This window comes from Veronia nyctiphanis (genome assembly GCF_004116385.1).
Lineage (GTDB): Bacteria > Pseudomonadota > Gammaproteobacteria > Enterobacterales > Vibrionaceae > Veronia > Veronia nyctiphanis.
This window is the reverse complement of the sequence record NZ_PEIB01000012.1, coordinates 104429-125811: the sequence shown is the minus strand read 5'-3', so window position 1 is coordinate 125811 and position 21383 is coordinate 104429. Positions and strand designations below refer to the sequence as shown.

19 protein-coding genes and 1 pseudogene are annotated in these 21383 nt (G+C 47.8%); 15 read left to right on the top strand and 5 right to left on the bottom strand.

The window, feature by feature from the left end:
- The first annotated feature begins 2 nt into the window (after positions 1 to 2).
- The 7 genes and pseudogenes from CS022_RS11685 (at position 3) to CS022_RS24855 (ending at position 2774) form a co-directional block, all read left to right on the top strand.
- Positions 3 to 551, top strand: coding sequence for a MotA/TolQ/ExbB proton channel family protein (locus CS022_RS11685; protein WP_408057234.1), 549 nt, complete (start codon positions 3 to 5; stop codon positions 549 to 551).
- Positions 548 to 946 (top strand): annotated as a pseudogene (locus CS022_RS11680) (ExbD/TolR family protein); the annotation flags it as partial. The gene CS022_RS11685 and the pseudogene CS022_RS11680, both read left to right, overlap by 4 nt.
- 244 nt (positions 947 to 1190) lie before the next feature.
- Complete coding sequence (locus CS022_RS24865) at positions 1191 to 1373, top strand: hypothetical protein (RefSeq protein WP_129122421.1); 183 nt, start codon at positions 1191 to 1193, stop codon at positions 1371 to 1373.
- Positions 1374 to 1381: 8 nt separating this feature from the next.
- Positions 1382 to 1594: an energy transducer TonB gene (locus CS022_RS11670; protein WP_129122420.1), complete on the top strand. Its 213-nt coding sequence runs from the start codon at positions 1382 to 1384 to the stop codon at positions 1592 to 1594.
- 8 nt (positions 1595 to 1602) lie between these two features.
- On the top strand, positions 1603 to 2322 hold the full coding sequence (locus CS022_RS11665; protein WP_129122419.1) for a tetratricopeptide repeat protein: 720 nt from the start codon (positions 1603 to 1605) through the stop codon (positions 2320 to 2322).
- Positions 2323 to 2332: 10 nt separating this feature from the next.
- Positions 2333 to 2509, top strand: coding sequence for a hypothetical protein (locus CS022_RS24860; RefSeq protein ID WP_161569614.1), 177 nt, complete (start codon positions 2333 to 2335; stop codon positions 2507 to 2509).
- A gap of 106 nt (positions 2510 to 2615) precedes the next feature.
- Entirely contained in the window at positions 2616 to 2774 is a 159-nt protein-coding gene (locus CS022_RS24855; protein ID WP_161569613.1) for a hypothetical protein, read from the top strand.
- A 76-nt stretch (positions 2775 to 2850) separates the two neighbouring features.
- Here the strand turns inward: CS022_RS24855 and CS022_RS11660 are convergent, their stop codons facing one another.
- Positions 2851 to 3105, bottom strand: coding sequence for a YfhL family 4Fe-4S dicluster ferredoxin (locus CS022_RS11660; RefSeq protein WP_129122418.1), 255 nt, complete (start codon positions 3103 to 3105; stop codon positions 2851 to 2853).
- 1091 nt (positions 3106 to 4196) lie between these two features.
- Here CS022_RS11660 and CS022_RS11655 point away from each other — a divergent pair.
- Positions 4197 to 5417, top strand: a complete 1221-nt coding sequence (locus tag CS022_RS11655) for a CHRD domain-containing protein (RefSeq protein ID WP_129122417.1) — start codon at positions 4197 to 4199, stop codon at positions 5415 to 5417.
- An 87-nt stretch (positions 5418 to 5504) separates the two neighbouring features.
- On the opposite strand, the gene trhP is transcribed toward CS022_RS11655, so the two are convergent.
- A complete protein-coding gene (trhP, locus tag CS022_RS11650; protein WP_129122416.1) occupies positions 5505 to 6866 on the bottom strand; it encodes a prephenate-dependent tRNA uridine(34) hydroxylase TrhP in 1362 nt (453 codons plus the stop codon).
- 283 nt (positions 6867 to 7149) lie between these two features.
- On the opposite strand from trhP, the gene CS022_RS11645 reads away from it, so the two are divergent.
- Complete coding sequence (locus CS022_RS11645) at positions 7150 to 8421, top strand: peptidoglycan DD-metalloendopeptidase family protein (RefSeq protein ID WP_129122415.1); 1272 nt, start codon at positions 7150 to 7152, stop codon at positions 8419 to 8421.
- Between the two features lie 75 nt (positions 8422 to 8496).
- On the opposite strand, the gene rdgC is transcribed toward CS022_RS11645, so the two are convergent.
- Positions 8497 to 9408, bottom strand: coding sequence for a recombination-associated protein RdgC (rdgC, locus tag CS022_RS11640; protein WP_201746265.1), 912 nt, complete (start codon positions 9406 to 9408; stop codon positions 8497 to 8499).
- 122 nt (positions 9409 to 9530) lie between these two features.
- Between rdgC and CS022_RS11635 the strand changes: the two genes are divergently transcribed.
- The 6 genes from CS022_RS11635 (at position 9531) to CS022_RS11610 (ending at position 17684) form a co-directional block, all read left to right on the top strand.
- Positions 9531 to 10772: an exonuclease SbcCD subunit D C-terminal domain-containing protein gene (locus CS022_RS11635; protein ID WP_129122413.1), complete on the top strand. Its 1242-nt coding sequence runs from the start codon at positions 9531 to 9533 to the stop codon at positions 10770 to 10772.
- Entirely contained in the window at positions 10772 to 13855 is a 3084-nt protein-coding gene (locus CS022_RS11630; protein ID WP_129122412.1) for an AAA family ATPase, read from the top strand. Before CS022_RS11635 ends, CS022_RS11630 begins: the two co-directional genes overlap by 1 nt.
- Before the next feature lie 14 nt (positions 13856 to 13869).
- Positions 13870 to 14568 (top strand): SbcC/MukB-like Walker B domain-containing protein, encoded by a 699-nt coding sequence (locus CS022_RS11625; RefSeq protein WP_201746264.1) that lies wholly within the window; start codon positions 13870 to 13872, stop codon positions 14566 to 14568.
- A gap of 107 nt (positions 14569 to 14675) precedes the next feature.
- Positions 14676 to 15365 carry a phosphate regulon transcriptional regulator PhoB gene (gene phoB / locus CS022_RS11620; protein WP_129122411.1) on the top strand — a complete coding sequence of 230 codons (690 nt, stop codon included), beginning with the start codon at positions 14676 to 14678 and terminating at the stop codon, positions 15363 to 15365.
- A 58-nt stretch (positions 15366 to 15423) separates the two neighbouring features.
- Complete coding sequence (gene phoR, locus CS022_RS11615) at positions 15424 to 16719, top strand: phosphate regulon sensor histidine kinase PhoR (protein WP_129122410.1); 1296 nt, start codon at positions 15424 to 15426, stop codon at positions 16717 to 16719.
- The gene (locus tag CS022_RS11610; RefSeq protein WP_129122409.1) at positions 16713 to 17684 is read left to right on the top strand and encodes a PstS family phosphate ABC transporter substrate-binding protein; all 972 of its coding nucleotides are present in this window, start codon (positions 16713 to 16715) and stop codon (positions 17682 to 17684) included. Before phoR ends, CS022_RS11610 begins: the two co-directional genes overlap by 7 nt.
- A 53-nt stretch (positions 17685 to 17737) precedes the next feature.
- Here the strand turns inward: CS022_RS11610 and ppx are convergent, their stop codons facing one another.
- Both ppx and ppk1 read right to left on the bottom strand, forming a co-directional pair.
- On the bottom strand, positions 17738 to 19282 hold the full coding sequence (gene ppx / locus CS022_RS11605) for an exopolyphosphatase (RefSeq protein WP_129122408.1): 1545 nt from the start codon (positions 19280 to 19282) through the stop codon (positions 17738 to 17740).
- Entirely contained in the window at positions 19260 to 21371 is a 2112-nt protein-coding gene (gene ppk1 / locus CS022_RS11600; protein WP_129122407.1) for a polyphosphate kinase 1, read from the bottom strand. The genes ppx and ppk1 overlap by 23 nt, the downstream gene beginning before the upstream one ends.
- Positions 21372 to 21383 lie beyond the last annotated feature (12 nt).

The window sequence follows — 21383 nt, the reverse complement described above, 5'->3', positions numbered from 1 at the left end:
CGATGGATATGTCTCTTTTCTTCAGAAACTTTATCGATCACTGGTGGCATGTCATGCAGGACTTTATGTCTGTCGGTGGTCCTGTGCTGTGGTGGTTAGCGGCAGTCGCTTTGGTGACTTGGGTGATGATTATCGAACGTCTACTTTATGTGCACTTTAGTTTCCCCGCCGAAAAGAAAAAATGGGTTAATGCGTGGCTACAGCGAAGCGAGCATTGTTCATGGAAAGCGAAAGCAATCCGAGATGGATGGCTATTTGTGGCTCAACAGCGGTTAAATCAGAATCTTCGATTGATACGTGGCATGGTGAGTATTTGCCCCATGCTCGGTTTGTTGGGAACAGTAACCGGAATGATCGCGGTTTTTGATGTGATGGCGTTGCAGGGTAATACCGATGCTCGATCAATCGCCGGGGGTATTGCACTGGCTACGTTTCCAACGCTTGGCGGAATGGTCATCGCACTTGCAGGAGTATTTGCACATTCTCGTTTAGTAAAAAAATGTGAGAGAAAAACACTGGCATTGGAAAAAGAACTCAGGGTGATTAAATGAGGCTTTCACGTTCCCTTACGCCTCGTGAAGAGGCGCATGTCGATTTAACGCCGATGATGGATATTGTCTTCATCATGCTTATTTTCTTTATCGTCTCTAGTTCATTCGTCACGGAGTCAGGTGTTGAAGTAAATAGGCCCGAGGCACAACATGCCAGTGCGCAAGACAGTCAGGCTATTCTCGTCGCCATTACCTCCAGTAATGAAATTTATATCGGAGGAAAATTTATTGATATTGAGCGGCTGAAAGCTGTTTTGATGCAGATGACGATTGATAAGCCCTCGTCCAGTTTACTGATTCAGGCCGATAAACGTGCTTTTAATGGCACCGTGGTTGAAGTCATGGATGCTGCGAAGGGAGCAGGCATTGAAAGCATTGCACTGGCGACGGAGAAAGCCAGTGATCCGCTGGTTGGTCGCCATACCTGCGTCATTTTTTGTCGTTGTAATGTTGTTTGCCAACATGTCTTCTCTCGTGCACCACAAAGCGTACTTACAACCAGAAAAAGCGCCCACGCTTTCATTTGATTTTCTGACGCTTCAGCCTGAGTCCGCTTTGGTTCGCAAACAACGAAAGGTATCAGTGTCACCGGAAATATCCGAGATCCCTGAGCTCTCTACCAATTTACTGAGTCCAACAATGGCAAAGGCTCTATTGTCTGATCTTCCCCGTGTAACACTTGGTATGGGCACCGTCCCTTATCGAGGAGAAAGTGGCATCAGTCAGGCTGGTATGGACCTTGGCGGATTGCATCTCGATATTGATTTACCCAGCTCTGAACCATTAGTGCCCGTGGTGAAAATTGAACCTATCTACCCTTAGTCGCAAGAATGAAGGGGATAGAGGGATACGTCGTTGTATCTTTCCGTCTTGGAACGGATGGACGCCCTCGTGATGCCAAAGTGGTTGAGGCTAAGCCACGACGAGTGTTTGAACGTGAAGCATTGCGGGCGGTAAGACAATGGCAATACGCGAGACCAAAAGCAGGTGCGAATATTGATTCGGTAACCACAGTGCGTCTTGAATTTACGTTGAGCCAGTGAGGAGAAAGATGAAGCGATATCTCCTGCTCATCATACTAGGCTTGATGGTTCCTCGCATTGCATTCGCGGCTCATCTTTCACCGAGGGTCGCGTCGACACTCAACACCGCCATTCAGTTGCAATCCAGTGAACCCGAAAAAGCGATTTCGATGCTCACATCCGCAAAGGTGACATCGGATTTCGAAAAAGTCATGCTTAATCGTGTACTGGGTGTTTTGTACCTTCAGACCGGAGAGAAAAATCGTGCTATCTCTGCACTTTCATTCGCGGCTGACAGCGGTGAGTTAGCGCCTGCGGACTGGCAAAAAGTACAACGTACACTTGCCGATATCTTGTTGTCAGAGAAACAATATAAGGCAGCGTTGGCACGTTATTACTCATTGGTTGAGCCTGCGGTTGGCGATACGGAACCGCAAAAAGTATGGCTGCGAATTGCTCAGGCTCACTATCAGTTGTCGGAATGGCAAAAAGTGCTTGATAGCTTGATGAACGCAATGAACCCTCAGGCTGTAACCACTGATGCGTTGACACTCAGGCTTGGTGCTGAGGTGCAGCTGCAACGCTGGGAGTCATCAGTGAAAACCCTGCAGCAGCTCATTATGCTCGAACCCTCTCACTCTGCATGGTGGCGGCATTTAGCTGCGACTTATCAGCGAGTTCGCGATGATGAAAATGCGCTCAATACCTTGGTCTTGATGATGCGGCGAGGAATAGTACCACCCAAGTGAAATTAGAGTCATGGCGCAGCTCTATGCGCAGATGGGCGTACCGGAAAAAGCAGCTAACGCACTGTCAACACTGTCAATATCACAGCTGACTGTGAGGGATTTAGTGGCTCAGGCGAAATACCTACAAATGTCAAGAGAGTGGGGCGGCGATTGGAGTATGGCAACGTGCAGCGACAATCAAAAATGAATATTTCTGGCCGTTAGCTCAGCTACAGCTTCAACAGGGGGACTATAAAGATGCACTTAAAAGCTTGAGTGCCGTTGTTTCGCCAACAAAACAAGGTGATGTGGAAATGGCGAAAATGATGGCCTTCGATAGGCTGGGTCGCTTCGATGACGCGTATTACCACGCAGTGAGGCTGAACGATATTGCACCCAGTGAACAAAGCCGCCACTGGGTTGCTTACCTGAAAAGAAAGACTGAAGAGCAGAGCCCGTTATTGTATAAATAGCTATCTATGGTATTGGGAACAATATAAAAAAGCCAATCGTCAGACTGGCTTTTTGCATGCAAGCGGGTCTAGTTGACTATGCAAACCCCTGCAAGGTGACGAATTTCTCCATCAACATATCTTCCGTCTCCACATTACCCGGGTCAATGATGATGCAGTTAGTGATCGGACATACTGACTGGCACGTGGGCTTTTCATAATGGCCTATGCATTCAGTACATTTATCAGGATCAATTTCGTAAATTTCCGCACCAAATGTGATGGCCTCATTAGGACACTCAGGATCACACATGTCGCAATTGATACATTTTTCAGTGATTAATAACGCCATAGTCAGTGTTTACGCCTGCTCAATCATCACTTTTAGTCTGTTGTATTTACTCTTATTTGTATTATTCACAGTAGAAAATACAACACATAAATCAGTCAATGAGTTTGGGTCTCATTTGTTCGTTTTACAACTAAGGGCTAAATAGGTGAGCTTGGTTACCTTAACAACCCTATAGTATTTTACATCTGTTGCTGCTGTTATCGATAACTAACGAGCCAGCAGCAGTGACGCGCACTTTAACATAGTCAGAATAAAAGCCCAAAGAACACGATATCGAGGAAATGAATACTTTATTATAAGGTGTAAATTTACTTACACAGTCTGCGTTTTTTCGATGCCCTGACGCCGTGTAATGTCGATGAGGAGATAGCGTCACCAATAAAATTAAATCACCTAAGATAGCGACTGACCTTTGATGAATGAAGTGAAACTCTTTAAATGAAATGTATTTTTTTTGACGTTAATTTTTCACAGTGATTTTTATTTCAGTTTCCTCGTTGTATTGAATGGTTAACATTAAAAGTAAAGTTATTTGGCCTTACTGTGGGTATTTTCACTTGTTTTAATATGCATCTAATATGTTGGATATGATTGCGTATGCGGAAAGTTTTTATAGTAAGTGTTAGTTGTGAGGGGTAGATTTATATGTGTGGTGGTGAAGAAAATCTAATTTGATTGAAAACGTAAGTATCATATCATTGTTTCAAATGGATGATTGTTTTTTTGTTTGTTTTTTTATCATTCTCTATGTCTTTAAAAAATCAGGCTTTTGTCTATTTTTATTCGCTCATGCGTTGGGTTTAATTTATTTAAAGCGCATATAGATGCGTATTAATTTTTTGATTATTATGCTTTGTTTGATATTGCTTATAACCTTATATGCTCCTTTTTGTATTATCTTGATATAGCTTATTAGTTTACCAATATTGAAACAATATAAATAGTAGCGAATGTTTATTATATCAAGGTCATCTAGGTGACTCTGAACGATACGATAGATATAAATAATACATATAGCAAACATGCTATTTATTATAAAAATAAAGTTAACAAATATTTTAATTCATTTTAGTTCTTCGAGGGAAATGACAATGAAATTTAGAAAGTTCATCGTAATGATCAGCTTATTCGTCGTAGCTCTTTCTGCTTGTGATGATTCAGACGGCTTTACGGCAACGAAAACGTTTAATCTTACTCTCTCCGGCGGTCAGTCTGTTCCTATTAATGACTCTGAGCAAACTGCCCTGGCAACGGTTGAGCTTGATGAAAATACAAACGCTCTTCGCGCCGTACTTTCTGCTGAAAATATAGAAGGTCTGACAATGGCGCACATTCACAGTGGTGATATTGGAGAAACCGGTGGAGTGGTGTTTGGTTTTGATAAACCGACGAGCTTTCTTGAAAATGTAGTGGGTTATAAAGAGGGCCAACTTATTGTCGCGGCTGAAAACCTCTCTGCGTCTCAAGTTGAAGATCTCTTAGCAGGTGAATGGTATATCAACGTTCATACGACCAAAGTCCCAAGCGGTGAGCTGCGCGCGCAAATAGTGCCAAGTTCAACAACAATTTTGACGTTCAAATTGGATGGAGAGCAAGCTGTTCCCGCAGTGAATACGACTGCTGATGGTGATGGTTACCTTGCGTACGATTATGTTGATAACGAGTTGAGTATACGCCTCAATACAAGAGACGTGAATGACACGAAGGCTGCGCATATTCATGCAGGTCGGATTGGGGATACGTCTGGTGGTGTTATTGTTGGGTTGAACGCGGTTGCTAACTCAACAACAGCATGGGAGGCTGAAAATCGAAGCGTGGCAAAAGAGGACTTCGAGAACATGCTCTCGGGGGGATATCATGTCAACGTACACGCTGGAGACAAATTTGCGACAATTATCCGAGGCCAGATTTTCTCTCCAAACTACAAGCTGTTTACATTTCCTCTCACTGGCGATCAAGAAGAACCTCCTGTCACTACAGCTGCTAGCGGTGCCGGTTACGCGTTATTAAATACGGTGAGCCGCGTTTTGGAACTGAAGGTAGTGACCCAGAAAATAGAGGAACAAGTACCTAGTCAAGGTAGTGTTAACTCAATAACCATGGCACATATCCACGAAGGGATTGTTGGCCAAAATGGTGGCCCCATTGTTTTTCTTGAGGAAGGTAAAAGTAATACAGTTTGGCAAACAGAATCAGACAAAAGCACGTTAACACCTGAACAAGCGGCAGACTTTATTGCTGGAAAGCACTACGTGAACATACATACTAAGTTTTCAGGTGCTGGCGAGTTACGAGGTCAAATTGAGCCATAATTAAGCTTTTTCAATTTACAAAAAAGCGATGCATTTGCATCGCTTTTTTATGAAAGGCTGTTTCCCCGAAGGTGATAATCGCCTTAGTTACATACTTACCGTTTCCGCAGAATGAGGGGTACGGGTGTTCTGGCCTTGATTCAGGTTACGCATCAACAAGGCGAACTCGAGACCCATATCTTCAGGAACAGGGATAAAGACGAAATGACCACTACCTTTTGCATCGTCAATAGACTCTGATTTACGGTTTTCCATGGCATCCAGTGAGAAAGTGACGTTACCTTTTGGTGTCATCATTTCCAGTGAGTCACCCAGAATAAACTTGTTCTTCACGGCAACTTCAGCAAGGTGACCTCGGCGTTTACCAGTAAATTCACCAACGAATTGCTGGCTATCAGAAATAGAATAACCGTAATCATAGTTCTGATATTCACTGTGAGTATGACGACGCAGGAAGCCCTCGGTATAACCTCTGTGCGCAAGGCTTTCCAGCGTGCCCATCAGGCTATCATCAAAAGGCTTACCAGCTGCGGCATCATCGATGGCTTTGCGATATACCTGAGCGGTTCGGGCGCAGTAATAGAAAGACTTGGTACGGCCTTCAATTTTGAGGGAGTGGACACCCATCTTCGCCAGACGCTCAACGTGCTGCACAGCACGAAGGTCTTTTGAGTTCATGATGTAAGTGCCATGTTCATCTTCATAAGCCGCCATCATTTCACCCGGGCGACGGCCTTCTTCCAACAATACGACGTCGTCTACAGGTTCACCTTCGCCGAGTGTGGGTGTCGCTTCTTGTACCTGAACAACCTGACCAGACTCGTCTTCTTCTGCTTCATGGACCTTGTAATCCCAACGGCATGCATTGGTGCATGTACCTTGGTTAGGGTCGCGTTTGTTCATGTAGCCAGACAGCAGGCAACGGCCAGAATAAGCCATACAAAGTGCACCGTGAACGAAGATTTCAAGCTCCATTTCCGGGCATTCTTTGCGGATTTCCTCAATTTCTTCCAGCGACAGTTCGCGGGAGAGGATGACGCGCTCTATACCTTGGGTCGACCAGAATTTAACAGTCGCCCAGTTAACCGCGTTGGCTTGAACAGACAGATGAATGGCCATGTCAGGGAAGGCTTCCCGCACCATCATGATCAAACCCGGATCTGACATGATTAATGCGTCAGGCCCCATGTCGATGATTGGCTTAAGGTCACGGATGAAGGTTTTTAACTTGGAGTTATGTGGCTGAATATTGCAGACCACATAGAACTTCTTGCCCAGTGCATGGGCTTCATCGATGCCTATGTGCAGGTTTTCATGGTTGAATTCATTGTTTCTCACTCGCAGGCTATAGCGGGGTTGCCCGGCGTAAACAGCATCTGCGCCGTAAGCGAATGCAAAACGCATGTTTTTGAGGCTGCCAGCGGGTGATAGTAGTTCAGGTTTAAACATATTTATACATTCTTCTGTCTGAGTATAAGTCAGGCCATAACGCGGTTGTGATATGGTTGCGGCGCGATTTTACTGTGATCTGGTTAACATAGCTAGTTCCATTCTTGGCCAGAATAGCTCAAAATAGCCGCCTTTTTCTTTACAGGTACCAATTTGGCCTGTGTTTGTATCTCTGGGCGGTTTTTGCTCCGGTAAACAGTTTGACCGTGCCCATATTCGTTCAACTCTGCCTCGCAGTATGGCAGAGCGCGTTGAGATCTGAGTAGTTGAGATCCGTGTTGTAATGCAAGTTGAAATCATATCGCCATCCTCTCGCTGGTGGCGCATCAATTTCTGTCTTTTTCTGTCTATGGCGGTTGTTTGTACCGCAATAGTGATTCGTCCACCTGAGTGGCAACCACTGCAGAAAAGCGTTGAATTAGCGTTAAAAAGTACCCCTTTTATTGGTGATGATGCCAATGAAACAGAAACAGGAGAGGCGTTGCCATCGGCGGAGTATGTCGTCTTTTCTGGCGATAAAATCGCGGATCTTTTCCATCGAATGGCCTTAGAAGAAGACGATCTTCAGCAGGTACTTGAGAGCGACCTCAACCACCTTGGGTTTGATGCCATGGTACCGGGTAGTGTGCTTCGTTTTTGGTTTGAGGAAGACACTAATCGGCTGTTGAAGCTCGAGCTGCAGTTAAATGTTGCTCAAAAGGTTATCTATCAACGTTCTGAAACGGGAGGCTTTGACGTTCAAGAAGTGGAGATCCCGGGTAATTGGGTTCCCTCAGTGTTTAAAGGGACTGTGGGCGCAAGCTTCCATGATTCAGCAATTGCAACAGGGCTGGATGAGAGTGACGTCGCTTTTGTCATTAACCTGCTAAAAGATAAAATTAACCTCAATACTGAGCTGCCTGCTGATGGCAAGTTTGAGGTGGTTCGAGCTGCACAGTTTGTTGATGAGATAGCCAGCGGTCAGCACGAAATCAGAGCGGTACGCATTGAACGTGACGGAGTGATTATCAGCGCTTACCTGCATGAAGATGGTAACTTTTATGATGCAGATGGTGAGAGCCTGCAGCGGAGTTTTCTGCCTGTGCCAACAACCGCGCAATATTGGCTCAGCTCTGGCTTTGACCCGAGACGTATTCACCCTGTTACTCATCGTAGGCAACCCCATAATGGGTCTGATTTTGCTGTCGCGGTCGGTTCTCCGGTGATTGCGACAGGAGACGGTGTGGTGGTGCAGGTCGCTAATCATCCGTATGCAGGCAAATACGTCGTGATACAGCATGGCAGTAAATACCGGACACGTTATCTGCATAACAGCAAAATTCTCGTCAAGAAAGGTCAGTGGGTATCACGAGGGCAGGAGATTGCTAAGTCGGGGCAATCAGGCAGGGTAACGGGCCCTCATATTCATTATGAATTCCATATCCGGGGGCGTCCGGTGAACCCGCTCTCCAAGAAAGTACCATTAATCAGTGGGCTTGGAAGTGAAGAGCAGCAGAGCTTTTTGACCACAGTAGAGCAAATGGATGCGATGCTGAAAGACGAGCCGACGGGGTGATGTAACCTGTATGCGCTAACTGTAGAAATAAAAAAGCACCGAAAGGTGCTTTTTTATATGTGTTTTTGTGGCCAGTTATTCGCCCTTGTCGATGCCACCCAGTTCTTCAAACAAGTTTGGCAGGAAGGCGCCCAGCTCGCCGCACATCAGAGATAAATCGGCATCCAGTCGCTGAGCGATATCTTCACGGTCGATATCTTCGTTCTGATCTCTCAGCTCATCCGAGAATTTTACGCGCTTCACCGACATATCATCGCCAAGTACAAATTCCAGTCTGTCTTGCCAGTTCAGTGACAGCTTGGTCACTAATTTGTCGGCTTCAATGTGTGCGAGGATTTCGTCACTGGAGAGATCTTGTTGCTTACAACGGATCACACCGCCTTGCTCAAGAATGGCTTTCAGTTCAGCTTCTTCACCAATCGTGAACCCTTTTGGCGCTTGGCCCGAGCGAACCCATTCTGTCATGGCTAGCTCAACAGGCTTTTGGGTTTCGACGGGGACAACAGGGAGGCTGCCGATTGACTTACGCAGCAGGCCAAGTATCTCTTCGGCTTTTTTAATGCTGCCTGCATCGACCAGTACCAGCCCTTCTTTTGGCATGATCAACGCGAATGTCTGGCTATTGCGGCTGAAAGCACGCGGTAACAAATCGGTGACGATTTCGTCTTTAAGGCTATCTTTTTCTTTCTTTTTAAGTGGACGACCCTGTTCTTTTTCCATCATGTCTACTTTTGCACCCAGTGACTCTTTGATCACCGAGGCTGGCAGCATTTTCTCTTCTTTGCGCGCACAAACCAGAATGTTATCGCCAGAGACATGAGTCATCATGTCGCCATGCTTACCGAGGGCGGTAACCCAACCAAATTTTTGCATATCCTGACTGCCGCAAGGCGTGAAGCGAAACTCGCTTAACTGCTGTTCCAGCTGGTCTGGGTTGAGGTCGATGTCGCGTGAAAAACGGTAAGTGAAAAAGTTCTTAAACCAAATCATGGTGGGGCAAATTCCATCCAGTTCTGACAAAGGGCACATGGTATTGCATTCGGGCAGGATTGTCGCTGAGTTTAAAGGTACAATTCGACCCAGATGGGAAACAACGGAAACACGCTCACGTGCTCAAAATCATCCATACCTCTGACTGGCATCTCGGCCATCAACTTCACGGGTTCGACCGAATTTACGAACATCAGGCATTTCTCAATTGGCTTAAAGGCTTGTTGATCACCGAGCAGGCCGACGCGCTTGTTGTCGCGGGTGATATCTTCGATACCGCAAATCCACCCGCCAGTGCCTGGAATATGCTGTACCGTTTTCTGGCCGATATTTACCGCAGTATTCCGGGACTGAATCTGGTGATCACCGGCGGAAACCACGATTCACCGAGTAAGTTAGATGCGCCGCATGACCTGCTGAGGGCGTTCGATCTTCATATGGTCGGTGGAGTGCAGCGGGATCAGGATGGTCAGCTTGATATTGATCGAATGATGGTGCCACTGACCGACAAATCAGGTGAAACCGCGGCATGGATGTTGGCGGTACCGTTTTTACGCAGCGCAGACTTGCGAACTCAACACCTTGATGATGTCGACGATCGTTTGATTGCTGGGGTTGCCGATGTGTATCAAGAGGTCTATCAGCACGCAGCAGAGCGCCGCGAAAAACATCAGGCATTGATTGCAACCGGGCACGTCTTCATGGCGTCAGGACAATTATCTGAAATGTCAGAGCGCCGCGTACTTGGCGGTAATCAGCATGCCTTGCCTGTCAGTATTTTCTCTGACGATATCGATTATGTTGCGCTTGGCCATCTCCATCTGGCGCAAAAGGTTGCAGGACAAGAGCGGGTTCGTTATTGCGGCTCGCCAATTCCGCTTTCGCTGTCTGAGCGTAATTACAAACATCAGGTGCTGAGCGTCACCTTTAACGACGGTAAGCTAAATACCATTACGCCGCACTTAGTGCCACGACAAGTGGATATGTTGCGTAAACCGTCGAAAGCCGAACCGTTAGAGCATGTTCTCGAGGAACTGAATAAATGGCAGCCAGAGCATTTGCCGCTTGAGCAACAGCCTCTCTTGGAAGTTCCTGTGTTGATGGATACGCCGCAGCCTCTTCTGCGTGAGAAGATCCGCACAGCGTTGGAAGGTAAATCGGTCAGGCTTGCCAAAATTACCCCGCATTATTCGCAACAGCGGCAGAGCACACCGCTTGATCATAAACGCCTCGATGAAGTCTCGCCGCAACAGGTCTTTCTCTATGGCTGGCAAAACAAGTTTGAAGGTGAGCCATCGGAGGCGATTTCACAAGCGTTCAACAGTTTGCTGGACAATCTGGAAAACGAGGAGCCGTCATAATGAAAATTCTGGCATTACGCGGGGAAAACCTCGCCAGTATTCAGCACCCGTTCGAGATTGATTTTGTTCACAGTGCGCTCGGTAACAGTGGCCTATTTGCGATCACCGGTAAAACGGGGGCGGGTAAATCCACCTTATTGGATGCGATTTGTCTCGCGCTGTTTGACCGCATGCCACGCCTGCAAGCCAACAAAAAGAACGATGCAGAAATTGGCCTTGGTGAGGATGCAACGCGACTGAAAGCCAATGATGTGCGCAGTATCTTGTCTCGTGGCAAAGCAGAAGGTTTTGCGGAAGTCGATTTCATGGCGACAGACGGCACGGTTTGGCGTGCACACTGGCATGTTCGCCGTGCAAGAGGTAAAGCCGACGGGAGAGTTCAACCGTCTGAACAATGGCTTGAAAGCCTTGAGTCCGGTCAGCGCTTTGCGGGCAAAAAACAGGAAGTGATGGCTGAAATCGAGCGTTTAGTTGGCCTGAGTTATGAGCAATTTAGGCGCGCGGTGATGTTGCCTCAAGGTGATTTTGCGGCATTTCTCAAAGCTGGCGCTGATGAGAGAGCGGCGCTCCTTGAGCGAATGACGGGTGGTGAGATATACAGCCGACTTTCAATGGCCGCGCATGAACGGGCCAAAGAAGAAAAAGAAAAACTGGCGACGATTCAGCGCCAAATTGGTGATATTCGTATTCTCACTGACGAAGAAAAAGAAACCTATCAAACGCAGCAGACAACAGCGGCCAGCCAGTTAGCTGAGACGGAGAGTTCACTCAAGCTGTTGGAGAGCCACGGTAAAACGGTAGCGCAGTATGAAACGCTATCGACGTCTTTGACTGAAGCAAGAGAAGGGCAGCAAGCGGCGCAACAGGCGTTGGAAGAAGCGTCTCCCCGTCGTGACGAACTTGGGCTTCTCGATAAAGTGCAGCCTGCGCGGGCTGATTTCATCCAGCTTCAACAAACGGAATTATCGCTGACACAGCTCAAGAAAATAGCCGCTGATAAAGAGTCGGCTGTGGCTGTGTTAGAAAATGACACCAAGGCTGCTGAGCAAGCGAAGGCAGCAGCAGAAAAAATGCTTGCGGAGAGTGAAATCAGCTGGGAAGACGCTGAGCCACGTATTCGTCGGGCTGCTGCGTTAGATACAGAAATTCAGGCGCTGACGTCGCAGCTGTCTCAGGTCTTGTCGCAATCGCATTCCGTGACCTCCAGTTACAATCAGGCCAACGCTGAGCACGATGACCTTGATAAACGTCAGGCTCAACTGACCAGCCAGCAACACCAAATCCAACGCGAGCTTGAACAGTACGGTGACTTTGCACAGGTCGCTGAACAATATCAGCCCCTGTTCGATAATCTTGAGCAGTATCTGGCTGCACGCGAAAACCTTGATGGTGCTGAGCGTGAAATTCGTCATCTCACGTCGCTGCAACAACAAATTACCATGCAATTGACAGAAGCTGATTGTCACCAGCTTGCCGTGACCAAAGAAAAACAGGCCGTGGAAGCGGCTCTTTCTTCTCTGCAGCCAGAGGAGCTGGAGCGTCAGCATCAGCAGGATTTAGAGCGTTTTAACGGCCTACAAATAGAGCTTGAGAAGCGCCGTCAACTGCAGATGAGTGGTCAGAAATGGCAATCGGTTCTCACTGATAAAGCCCGACTTGATGCGGATAAAACCCGATTCCAACAGGTTTTGGTCGAATCTGAACGGGCACTGAAAGAGCTGGAGCCTGTCATTGCGCAAAAGGCGGTGCAGTACGAGGAAGCGGAACATGCCTACAATCAGAGCCTCAGCATTGTAAATCTCAGTGAATTCCGTGCCGAACTGCAAGACGGTGATCCTTGTCCGCTATGTGGTTCAGAACATCACCCTTACGCAGAGAATCATCCGGTGGTAGAGGGGGTGTTACAAAGCCAACGTCACCGCCTGCAAGTTCTTCAAGAAGAACTTCGTCAGCTAGACGGTAAAAAACGTTTTGTTGCTCAGCAATACGCTGAGTCAGAGCATCACCTTTCAAAGCTGGAACAACCACTGGCTGAGCTTCATTACATTGAACAACAAATTCGGGAAAGCCTGACCTCGCCCTTGTATGAATTCGGATGTGAACATTTACTGACTGATAACCTCAATGCTGAACAGCTTTCAGATTGGTTAACTGAGATGCAGCGTCAGGGTGTCGAGCATGCCCAGAAAACGGAAGAACTCTACAAAACCATCGAATCGCGCGAGGTATCTTTCAGGCAAATTCGCCAGCAGCGTGAAAGTCTTGAATCTTTGCAGCGTTTCGAGCAGCAGCTTCAAAAGGAACGCCACGAGGTAGAGCAAAGTGAAACCCAGTGCCGGGAACGCCTCGACGCGCAACGCACATTGGCAAGCAGTGCTGGTGAGCAGGTGACGTCTCGTCATCATGCACTGAATGAATTGCTGGGCGATGATAGTTGGCAGGCGATGCTCAATCAGTATGGCGCAGAGCAATACGTGGTGACGATGAAACAGAAAATCGCCCACTTCCGCACTTTGGATGAACAACACAAAACGATTACTCAGCAACTGACCGGACTGCAACCCGAGATTGCTGCGCTTCAACAGCAGCTGTCTTCGCTCTCAGGGCAAGTCAATGAGAGCAATAAGCAGCGACAGGCGCTTCAAACCGAACTGGACGGTAAATCGTCAGAACGAAGACAATGGGTACAGGAAGAAGATTTGCAGGGCTTTGAGGCACGTTTGAAAAAGCAACGTGAAGATGCTGAATCAGAGCTCAAAGCACAGACTCAGAGATGTAATCTGCTGGCAGAGCAGCGAGCGGCAAATACCGCCTCGTTGGCTTCTGTGACTGAACAAATCAAGCAGCAAGGGCAGTCACACCGGGAAATCGTTCATCGTTGGCTTAACTGGCAAAAGTCGTTTGAATTGACTGAATCCGCGCTGATGCAGCTACTCAGCAAAACGCCTGAATGGGTTGATGAGGAACGTAAAGCGTTGGCCGGACTGGATCAAAATGTTCATGCTGCCATCACTCTGGTCGCTGAGCGTCAACAGCAACTCGTCAATTTGGAAAATGATACAACCAATCACTATGTTGGCTGACTGAAAATGGTGATTTGAACGATGCGGAAAGTGCGGATCGACAGCGGATCGATTGGCAATCAGAAAAATCAGGGTTTGAAGAGCAAATCTTCACTGCTCGTCAGGCGCTGGCTAACGGTGAAGAGGCGGAGAAGCAAGCAGGTAGCTTGCTAGAATCGCTTGAAATGCAGCAAGGGCAGACAGAACTTTGGCTCAAACTCTCTGAACTTATTGGCTCAGCCACTGGCAGTAAATTCCGTAATCTCGCTCAGTCTCTGACGCTACAGCAACTGGTGCTGGCCGCCAATGTCCATCTTCAGGATCTTGCGCCGCGTTATGCCCTGCAAACGGTACCAGGTAGCCCGCTGGCCTTGCAGGTGGTCGATCATGATATGGGGGATGAGGTTCGAAGTGTTGAGTCTCTCTCCGGCGGTGAGAGTTTCCTCGCCTCGTTGGCTTTGGCATTAGCGCTGGCTTCACTGGCTGCTGACAGCCGTCTGCTTGGCTCCCTGTTTATCGATGAAGGCTTTGGTACACTTGACCCTGACAGCCTTGAGATGGCGCTGGCGTGCCTAGATACTTTACAGGCTGATGGTCGGCAGATTGGTGTGATTTCTCACGTTGGTACCTTGGTCGAACGAATAGGTACGCAGGTGGCCGTTGAATCACTGGGCGGAGGGGTCAGTCAGGTCCGGATCCGGGAAGCTAGAATGATTGACAGCACTGTCAAATAACTGAAACGTAAAATGAGTTGCATTTATGGTCAAAAGTCACAAAAGTGTCATAATTGAATCACATAATGGCGTCCCAGATATGTTTGGCTTGTTGGGTAAAATTGAAAATGGCTAGAAGGATACTTGTCGTAGAAGACGAAGCACCAATCCGAGAGATGTTGTGTTTTGTTCTGGAACAAAAGGGATACGAAGCAGTTGAGGCTGATGACTATAACAGCGCACTTGAAAAAATCTGCGAACCTTACCCTGAACTGATTCTGATTGACTGGATGCTGCCTGGTGGCTCTGGTATTAATTTGATTAAGCACCTGAAGCGCGATGAGCTGACACGCCAGATCCCGCTTGTTATGTTGACAGCGCGCGGAGAAGAAGAAGATAAAGTTCGCGGTCTGGAAGTGGGTGCTGATGATTACATCACCAAGCCTTTCTCGCCTAAAGAGCTGATGGCGCGTCTGAAAGCGGTAATGCGCCGTGTGTCGCCGACATCACTGGATGATGTGATTGACGTACAAGGCTTGAAACTGGACCCGGTTTCTCACCGTGTAACAGCCAATGAAAGACCGCTGGACATGGGGCCGACGGAATTCAAAATGCTGCACTTCTTCATGACGCATCAGGAGCGTGTTTACAGCCGTGAACAACTGCTCAACAACGTCTGGGGTACCAATGTGTACGTTGAAGACCGAACTGTTGATGTTCACATTCGTCGACTGAGAAAAGCACTGGAAAGTGAAGGACATGATAAGCTTGTTCAAACTGTTCGCGGTGCGGGGTATCGTTTTTCTACCCGAGTATAGGTTTGCGCTCAACGTGTTTTTTGCTGCGCAAACGTTGTCGCAGCATATGGAGTAATGCATGGTCGAACGACTGACTTGGAAAAAGCTGGCTCTGGAGCTGGCTTTTTTTTATTTGCCCTGGGTAGGTATTGGCCTGCTGGTGGGGAACTTAGCCTGGTGGTTACTGCTCGCCAGTGTTGTTGTACTTTTCTGGAATTTCTATCATCAGCTGAAGCTTTCTGACTGGCTTTGGAAAGAGCGTAGTTTGACACCGCCTTCCGGCGCGGGAAGCTGGGTGCCACTATTTAGTGGCATTTACCGCCTTCAAAAACGCAACCGTCGCCGCAGACAAGACCTTGCTAACCTTATTCGCCGTTTCAGGAATGGTGCAGAATCGTTACCTGATGCCGTTGTGGTGTATGACTATGACGGATCTATAGTTTGGTGTAACAAGCTGGCAGAAGAGCTTCTGGGGCTTCGCATGCCGTCTGATGCCGGGCAGTATATCGGTAACCTTATTCGGACCCCTGAATTTATCAGCTACCTCTCTGCGTCCGATTTTGACCATGCGCTCGAAATGCGCTCGCCAGTCAATGCCGCCTCTACTCTTGAATTCCGGACCATGCCTTACGCAGAAGGCGAATACCTGATGGTTGTGCGTGATGTTACTCAGCTCAAACAGCTGGAAGGGATGCGTCGTAATTTCTTTGCCAACGTATCACATGAACTGCGCACTCCAATGACGGTGTTACGGGGTTATCTGGAAATGTCGGAAGACCCTGAGATGATGGTTGGACCGATGTGGGACAAGGCGCATGGCGTAATGACAGAGCAGCTGACGAGGATGGAATCTCTGGTTAACCAGCTGCTTACGCTATCGAAAATTGAGGCTTCCGCCAAGCTTGAACTTGACCATATTGTGGACGTTCCGGCGATGCTTGATGTGCTGCAAAAAGAAGCGCAGACACTGAGTGGAGAGCATGACCATACGCTGAACTTTGATGTCGATAACAAACTCAAAGTCTATGGTGACGATGATCAGCTGCGCAGTGCGATTTCGAATCTGGTATATAACGCGGTCAAACACACACCAGCAGGTGCTGCCGTCAATGTGAAATGGTTTGATACTGCGAACGGCCCTCGTCTTGAAGTCATTGACAGTGGTGAGGGGATTGCACCTCAGCATATTGACCGCCTGACTGAGCGTTTCTACCGCGTCGACAAAGCGCGCTCCCGTGAAACGGGGGGCAGTGGTCTGGGGCTAGCCATTGTTAAGCATGCTCTAGGGCATCACGAATCCAATCTGGAAATCACCAGTAAAGTCGGCGAGGGGAGTATGTTCTCATTTACCTTGCCGGAGCGATTAAGATGCTGAAAAGCGTCGCGTTTACACTCACTGTAGCTGCGGTGGTCTTCTCCACTGCCGTTTTTGCGCATCATAAAGATGAATACCAGCGGGTGCAGGGGCTTTACGGCAACCTATCGATTGTTGGCTCTGATACCTTGTCGAACCTGGTCATCAATTGGAGTAGCGCGTTTGAGCGTCACTATCCCAATGTGAATGTACAGATTCAGGCGTCAGGTTCTTCCACCGCAGCACCTGCTCTGATTGAGTCCACGGCACAGCTTGGCACTATGAGCCGTCCTATGCGCACGGGTGAGCGAGAAGCGTTCGAGGAACGTTATGGTTATCCTCCTGTTGAACTCAAGGTCGCGATCGATGCGATGGCGATATATGTTCATCAGGATAACCCTATTACTGGGTTAAGCCTTGCTCAGGTTGATGCCATGTTTTCAGAGACCCTGCGCTGCGGCAAAAACCGTAAGTACGAGAGCTGGGGAGAGCTTGGGATGACGGGGAGTTGGCAGCGCAGAGATATCCAGCGTTTCGGCCGTAATTCCGTGTCAGGCACTTACGGGTATTTTAAAAGTCGCGCTCTCTGTCGGGGCGACTTTCGTAATGATGTGAATGAGCAGCCGGGCTCTTCGTCGGTTGTTGAATCGGTAGCCAGTTCATTGGGTGCTATCGGTTATGCAGGGGCGGGTTACAAGACGGCGGGTGTGCGTATGGTGCCACTGGCTAAAAACCGCGGTGACAAGTTTGTGCCTGCGGGTACCCAGCATGTCACCAGCGGCGAATATCCTCTTGCTCGTTATCTATACATCTACCTGAATAAAGTCCCTGGGAAACCCTTACCACCTGTTGAGGCTGAATTTTTAAGGCTAGTTTTCTCGGCTGGTGGCCAGGCGTTGGTCCGTCAGGACGGACTGGTAGCGTTGCCAGATGCGTTGATTCATCAACAGCTTGATGAGTTAGGGTTGGAAAAGCGCACTGACTAAAACGTAAAAAGCCCGTATAACGGGCTTTTTTGTATTCTGAGTGTGCTTCAATCTTATTGATCTTTTTCGCTTTCTATATCATCCGAGATGGCTTCTGCAATCGACAGGCTCCAACCTGCTGATGTCCAGTAATCTTGTTCTGTTTCCAAATCGGCTGCCAGCAGTCTGTTGTCACTCAACCATCCTGACGGGAAGGTCAGGGTCCAGTCTTTATCATCTGCGTCCAGAGTAACGTCTGGCAGCGGTTCGTCAGTGCGTTGAACGTTCAAGACACAGGCAAGACGAATGGCTCTGATCAAGGGATGAAGCTGCTTGGGTTTGAAGAGAACCAATTCCGGCATTTCATGAAGTTTAAGCGACTTGCGGTGGAAGCGTGTTAATGATACCAGAACCGTCTGCTGTTCCTGATTAAAGCCGGGGAGGTTAGTATTCTGCAGGATATACGCGGAATGCTTGTGGAAACCGGAATGAGAGATACTCAGTCCGACTTCATGCAACAACGCAGCCCAGTTAAGCAGAACGCCGAGCTCAGCTTTCTTGGTACTTGGGTTGGGTTCGCATTGGGCGTAAAGGTCTGATGCCATGAGTTGAACTCTTGCGGCATGTTCCAGATCGACATGATATCTGGATGCCAGATCGCCCGCTGTGCGTCCACGAATATCAGAGTGCTGGAACCTGTCTTCCATTTCGTAGAGCAAGCCCTCTCGCAATGCTGCATCCGAGAACACCATCTTTTCAATTTTCAGCGCTCTAAACACACCAGATAAAATGGCCACGCCCGCAGCGAAAACAGGAATGCGTTCTTCAGGTAATCCCGGCAATTTAATCTCATCGACGTATTTGAATACCAATAACTTCTCGATGATCAGTTCTAGTCGCTTTTTGGTTATTTCACCGTCGTCAAAACCCATGGAGATAATGACTTCTTTGATGGCTTTGATGGTACCTGATGAGCCAACTGCTGAATCCCAGCCTTTTTTGATGTAATTCTGAGCGATGCTCTCGAGCTTACCTTCTGCTGATAACTCAGCAGCGGCGAAGTTTTTCGGCGTTATTTTTCCCTTCTGGAAATAGCGTTGGTTGTAACTGACGCATCCCATGTGTTTACTGGTGAGCTGTGACGGTTCAAACTCACTGCCAATGACTAGCTCGGTACTGCCCCCGCCGATATCGACGATCAGTCTTTTCCCCTCGCCGGGTTGAGTGTGGCTGACGCCGAGATAGATCAGGCGAGCTTCTTCTTCACCGGGGATCACTTCAATCGGATAAGGGAAGACGGTTTCAGCACGTTTAAGAAATACGTGCGCATTGGCAGCTTGCCGCAGAGTGTGGGTAGCCGCCACTCGCACATTTTCAGGGTCGAACCCTTTCAGGCGCTCTGAAAACATGGCAAGGCATTCCACACCGCGGGTAATAGAAGCGTTATCGAGGTTATTTTGTGCGTCGAGCCCGGCGCCAAGCCGGACTCGTTGTTTGTGTCTGCTTACAATTTGCAGTCCTTGCCCGACGACACGGGCAACCACCATATGAAAGCTGTTGGAACCCAGATCTATCGCTGCGATTTCACGGGGACGTTCAGTTGTCGTCGTTTCGATCATTTCTTTGCTTTTCCACCAGACGTTTTTCTTGTCTCTCTACATGTCTAAGGTAATCGTAAATTTCGATCTGTGAACGAATTTTTTTGCGATTTCCGCGTTTAACGTAGTTATTTGACATGTCTTTGTCGAGAACGCGAGCTTTGGCACGATCGGCAAACTGCAATTCAAGAATGTCCATGATCCTGTCTTTTAGACGCTCATCGCGAATTGGTGTGGCAACTTCGATACGATTATCGATGTTTCGCGTCATCCAGTCGGCAGAAGAAATATATATATCCCTCTCGCCGCCATTTTCAAAAGCGAATACTCGCGGGTGCTCCAAAAAGCGGTCAACAATACTGATGGCTTTGATGTTCTGACTGACGCCTTTGATCCCCGGTACCAATGAACACATACCGCGAATAATCATCCGAATTTTCACCCCCTCACTACTGGCTTTATAAAGCATCGAAACCAGCCCTTTATCGACGAGGTTATTTACTTTGAGAGTAATTCCTGCTTTACGCTTGGCTTTTGCATGTTCAATTTCACGCTCAATCAGTTTGTAGATGCGTGTGCGAGCGTTGCGTGGAGAGACCAACAGGTGTCGGAATTTAGCCGGTTTATACGGATTTTCGATGAAATCGAAGACCTGACGAACTTCAGATGTGATGGGCTGTTCTGCGGTAAATAGCGAGAAATCAGTGTAGATACGTGCGGTTTTCTCGTGAAAGTTACCTGTGCCTATGTGTGCGTATTCGCGCACACCGCCTTCTTCACGTCGAGTGATCAAGCAAAGCTTAGAGTGGATCTTTAAGCCCGGAGCACCGAAAACTACCTTGACGCCAGCATCAGTCAGGACGCGCGCCCACTCAATATTCGCTTCTTCATCGAAACGAGCCTGCAGTTCAACGACAACAGTGACGCGTTTTCCGTTATTCGCCGCGTCGATCATCGAGTTAATGATCCGGCTGTTTTTCGCGACACGATATATATTGATTCGAATACTTCGTACTTTGGGATCAAACGACGCCTGACGCACGAATTCAGTCATATGTCTGAAGGTATGATACGGGTAGTAAAGCAATACATCACGATTTCGTATCGCATCAAAGGCGTTATCGTAGAGCTGGAAGTCAGCGGACTCGATTGGCGGTAGCGATGGATTTTCGAGGTAACGCATCCCGACATTCGGGAAGCCAATAAAGTCACGGAAATTATGGTAGCGAGCACCCGGGAGTACACTGTCGTAGTCGGAAATTTTGAGCATTTTTGTCAGCTTTGTGATCATATCTTTCGGCATGTCACGCTGATAAACAAAACGCACCGGGAGTGCAGTTAGGCGCTGGTCAAGGCTGTCTGACATGTTTTCAAGCAGACTATGATCAACTTCATTCGTCAGGTCATATTCTGCGTCACGCGTCATTTTCATCGCATAGGCTTCAACGGTGTCATAGTCAAAGAAGCCGCGGAAAATTTCATCTAGGCAGAGGCGAATAATGTTGTCGAGCAAAATGATGGTTTTTCTACGGCGGCGTCCTTTAGGCTCTGGCACTTTGATGAACCGTTCAACATCATCCGTTGGGATTTCGATAAGCGCGTATTTGGGCGCTTCACCTTCTTTTTTCAGGGTAACGGTGAGATATGAATTCGCATCTTTAAGGAAAGACAGCACGTCCATATCGTCAGTCAGCATGATCGGCGTGATATGTGGCAAAAGCTCACTGCGGAAGAACTTTTTGAGCCAGGTTTGCTGATATTCAGTTAGCTGACGTTCATTCACTAAGAAGATATGTCGTCGGGCCATTTCGAGCAGTATTTCATTATACAGATGATCAAAATCCTGATTTAACTTGAGGATCTTTTCCTGAACTTTGGCCAGAAGTTCTTTCGCGGAGTTGTCACCACCCTGCGCTTCGTTGATGATGATGCGGCGCTTTATATCAGCAAATCTGACTTGATAAAACTCATCAAGGTTACTTGAGAATATTCCTAAAAACCGTACCCGCTCGATAATAGGTACGGTTCTGTCTGCGGCTTCTTGCAGTACCCGTTCGTTAAAAGATAACCAGCTTAATTCTTTATCGATATAGTACTTGTCGACGCTCATTGTTTTTTGTTT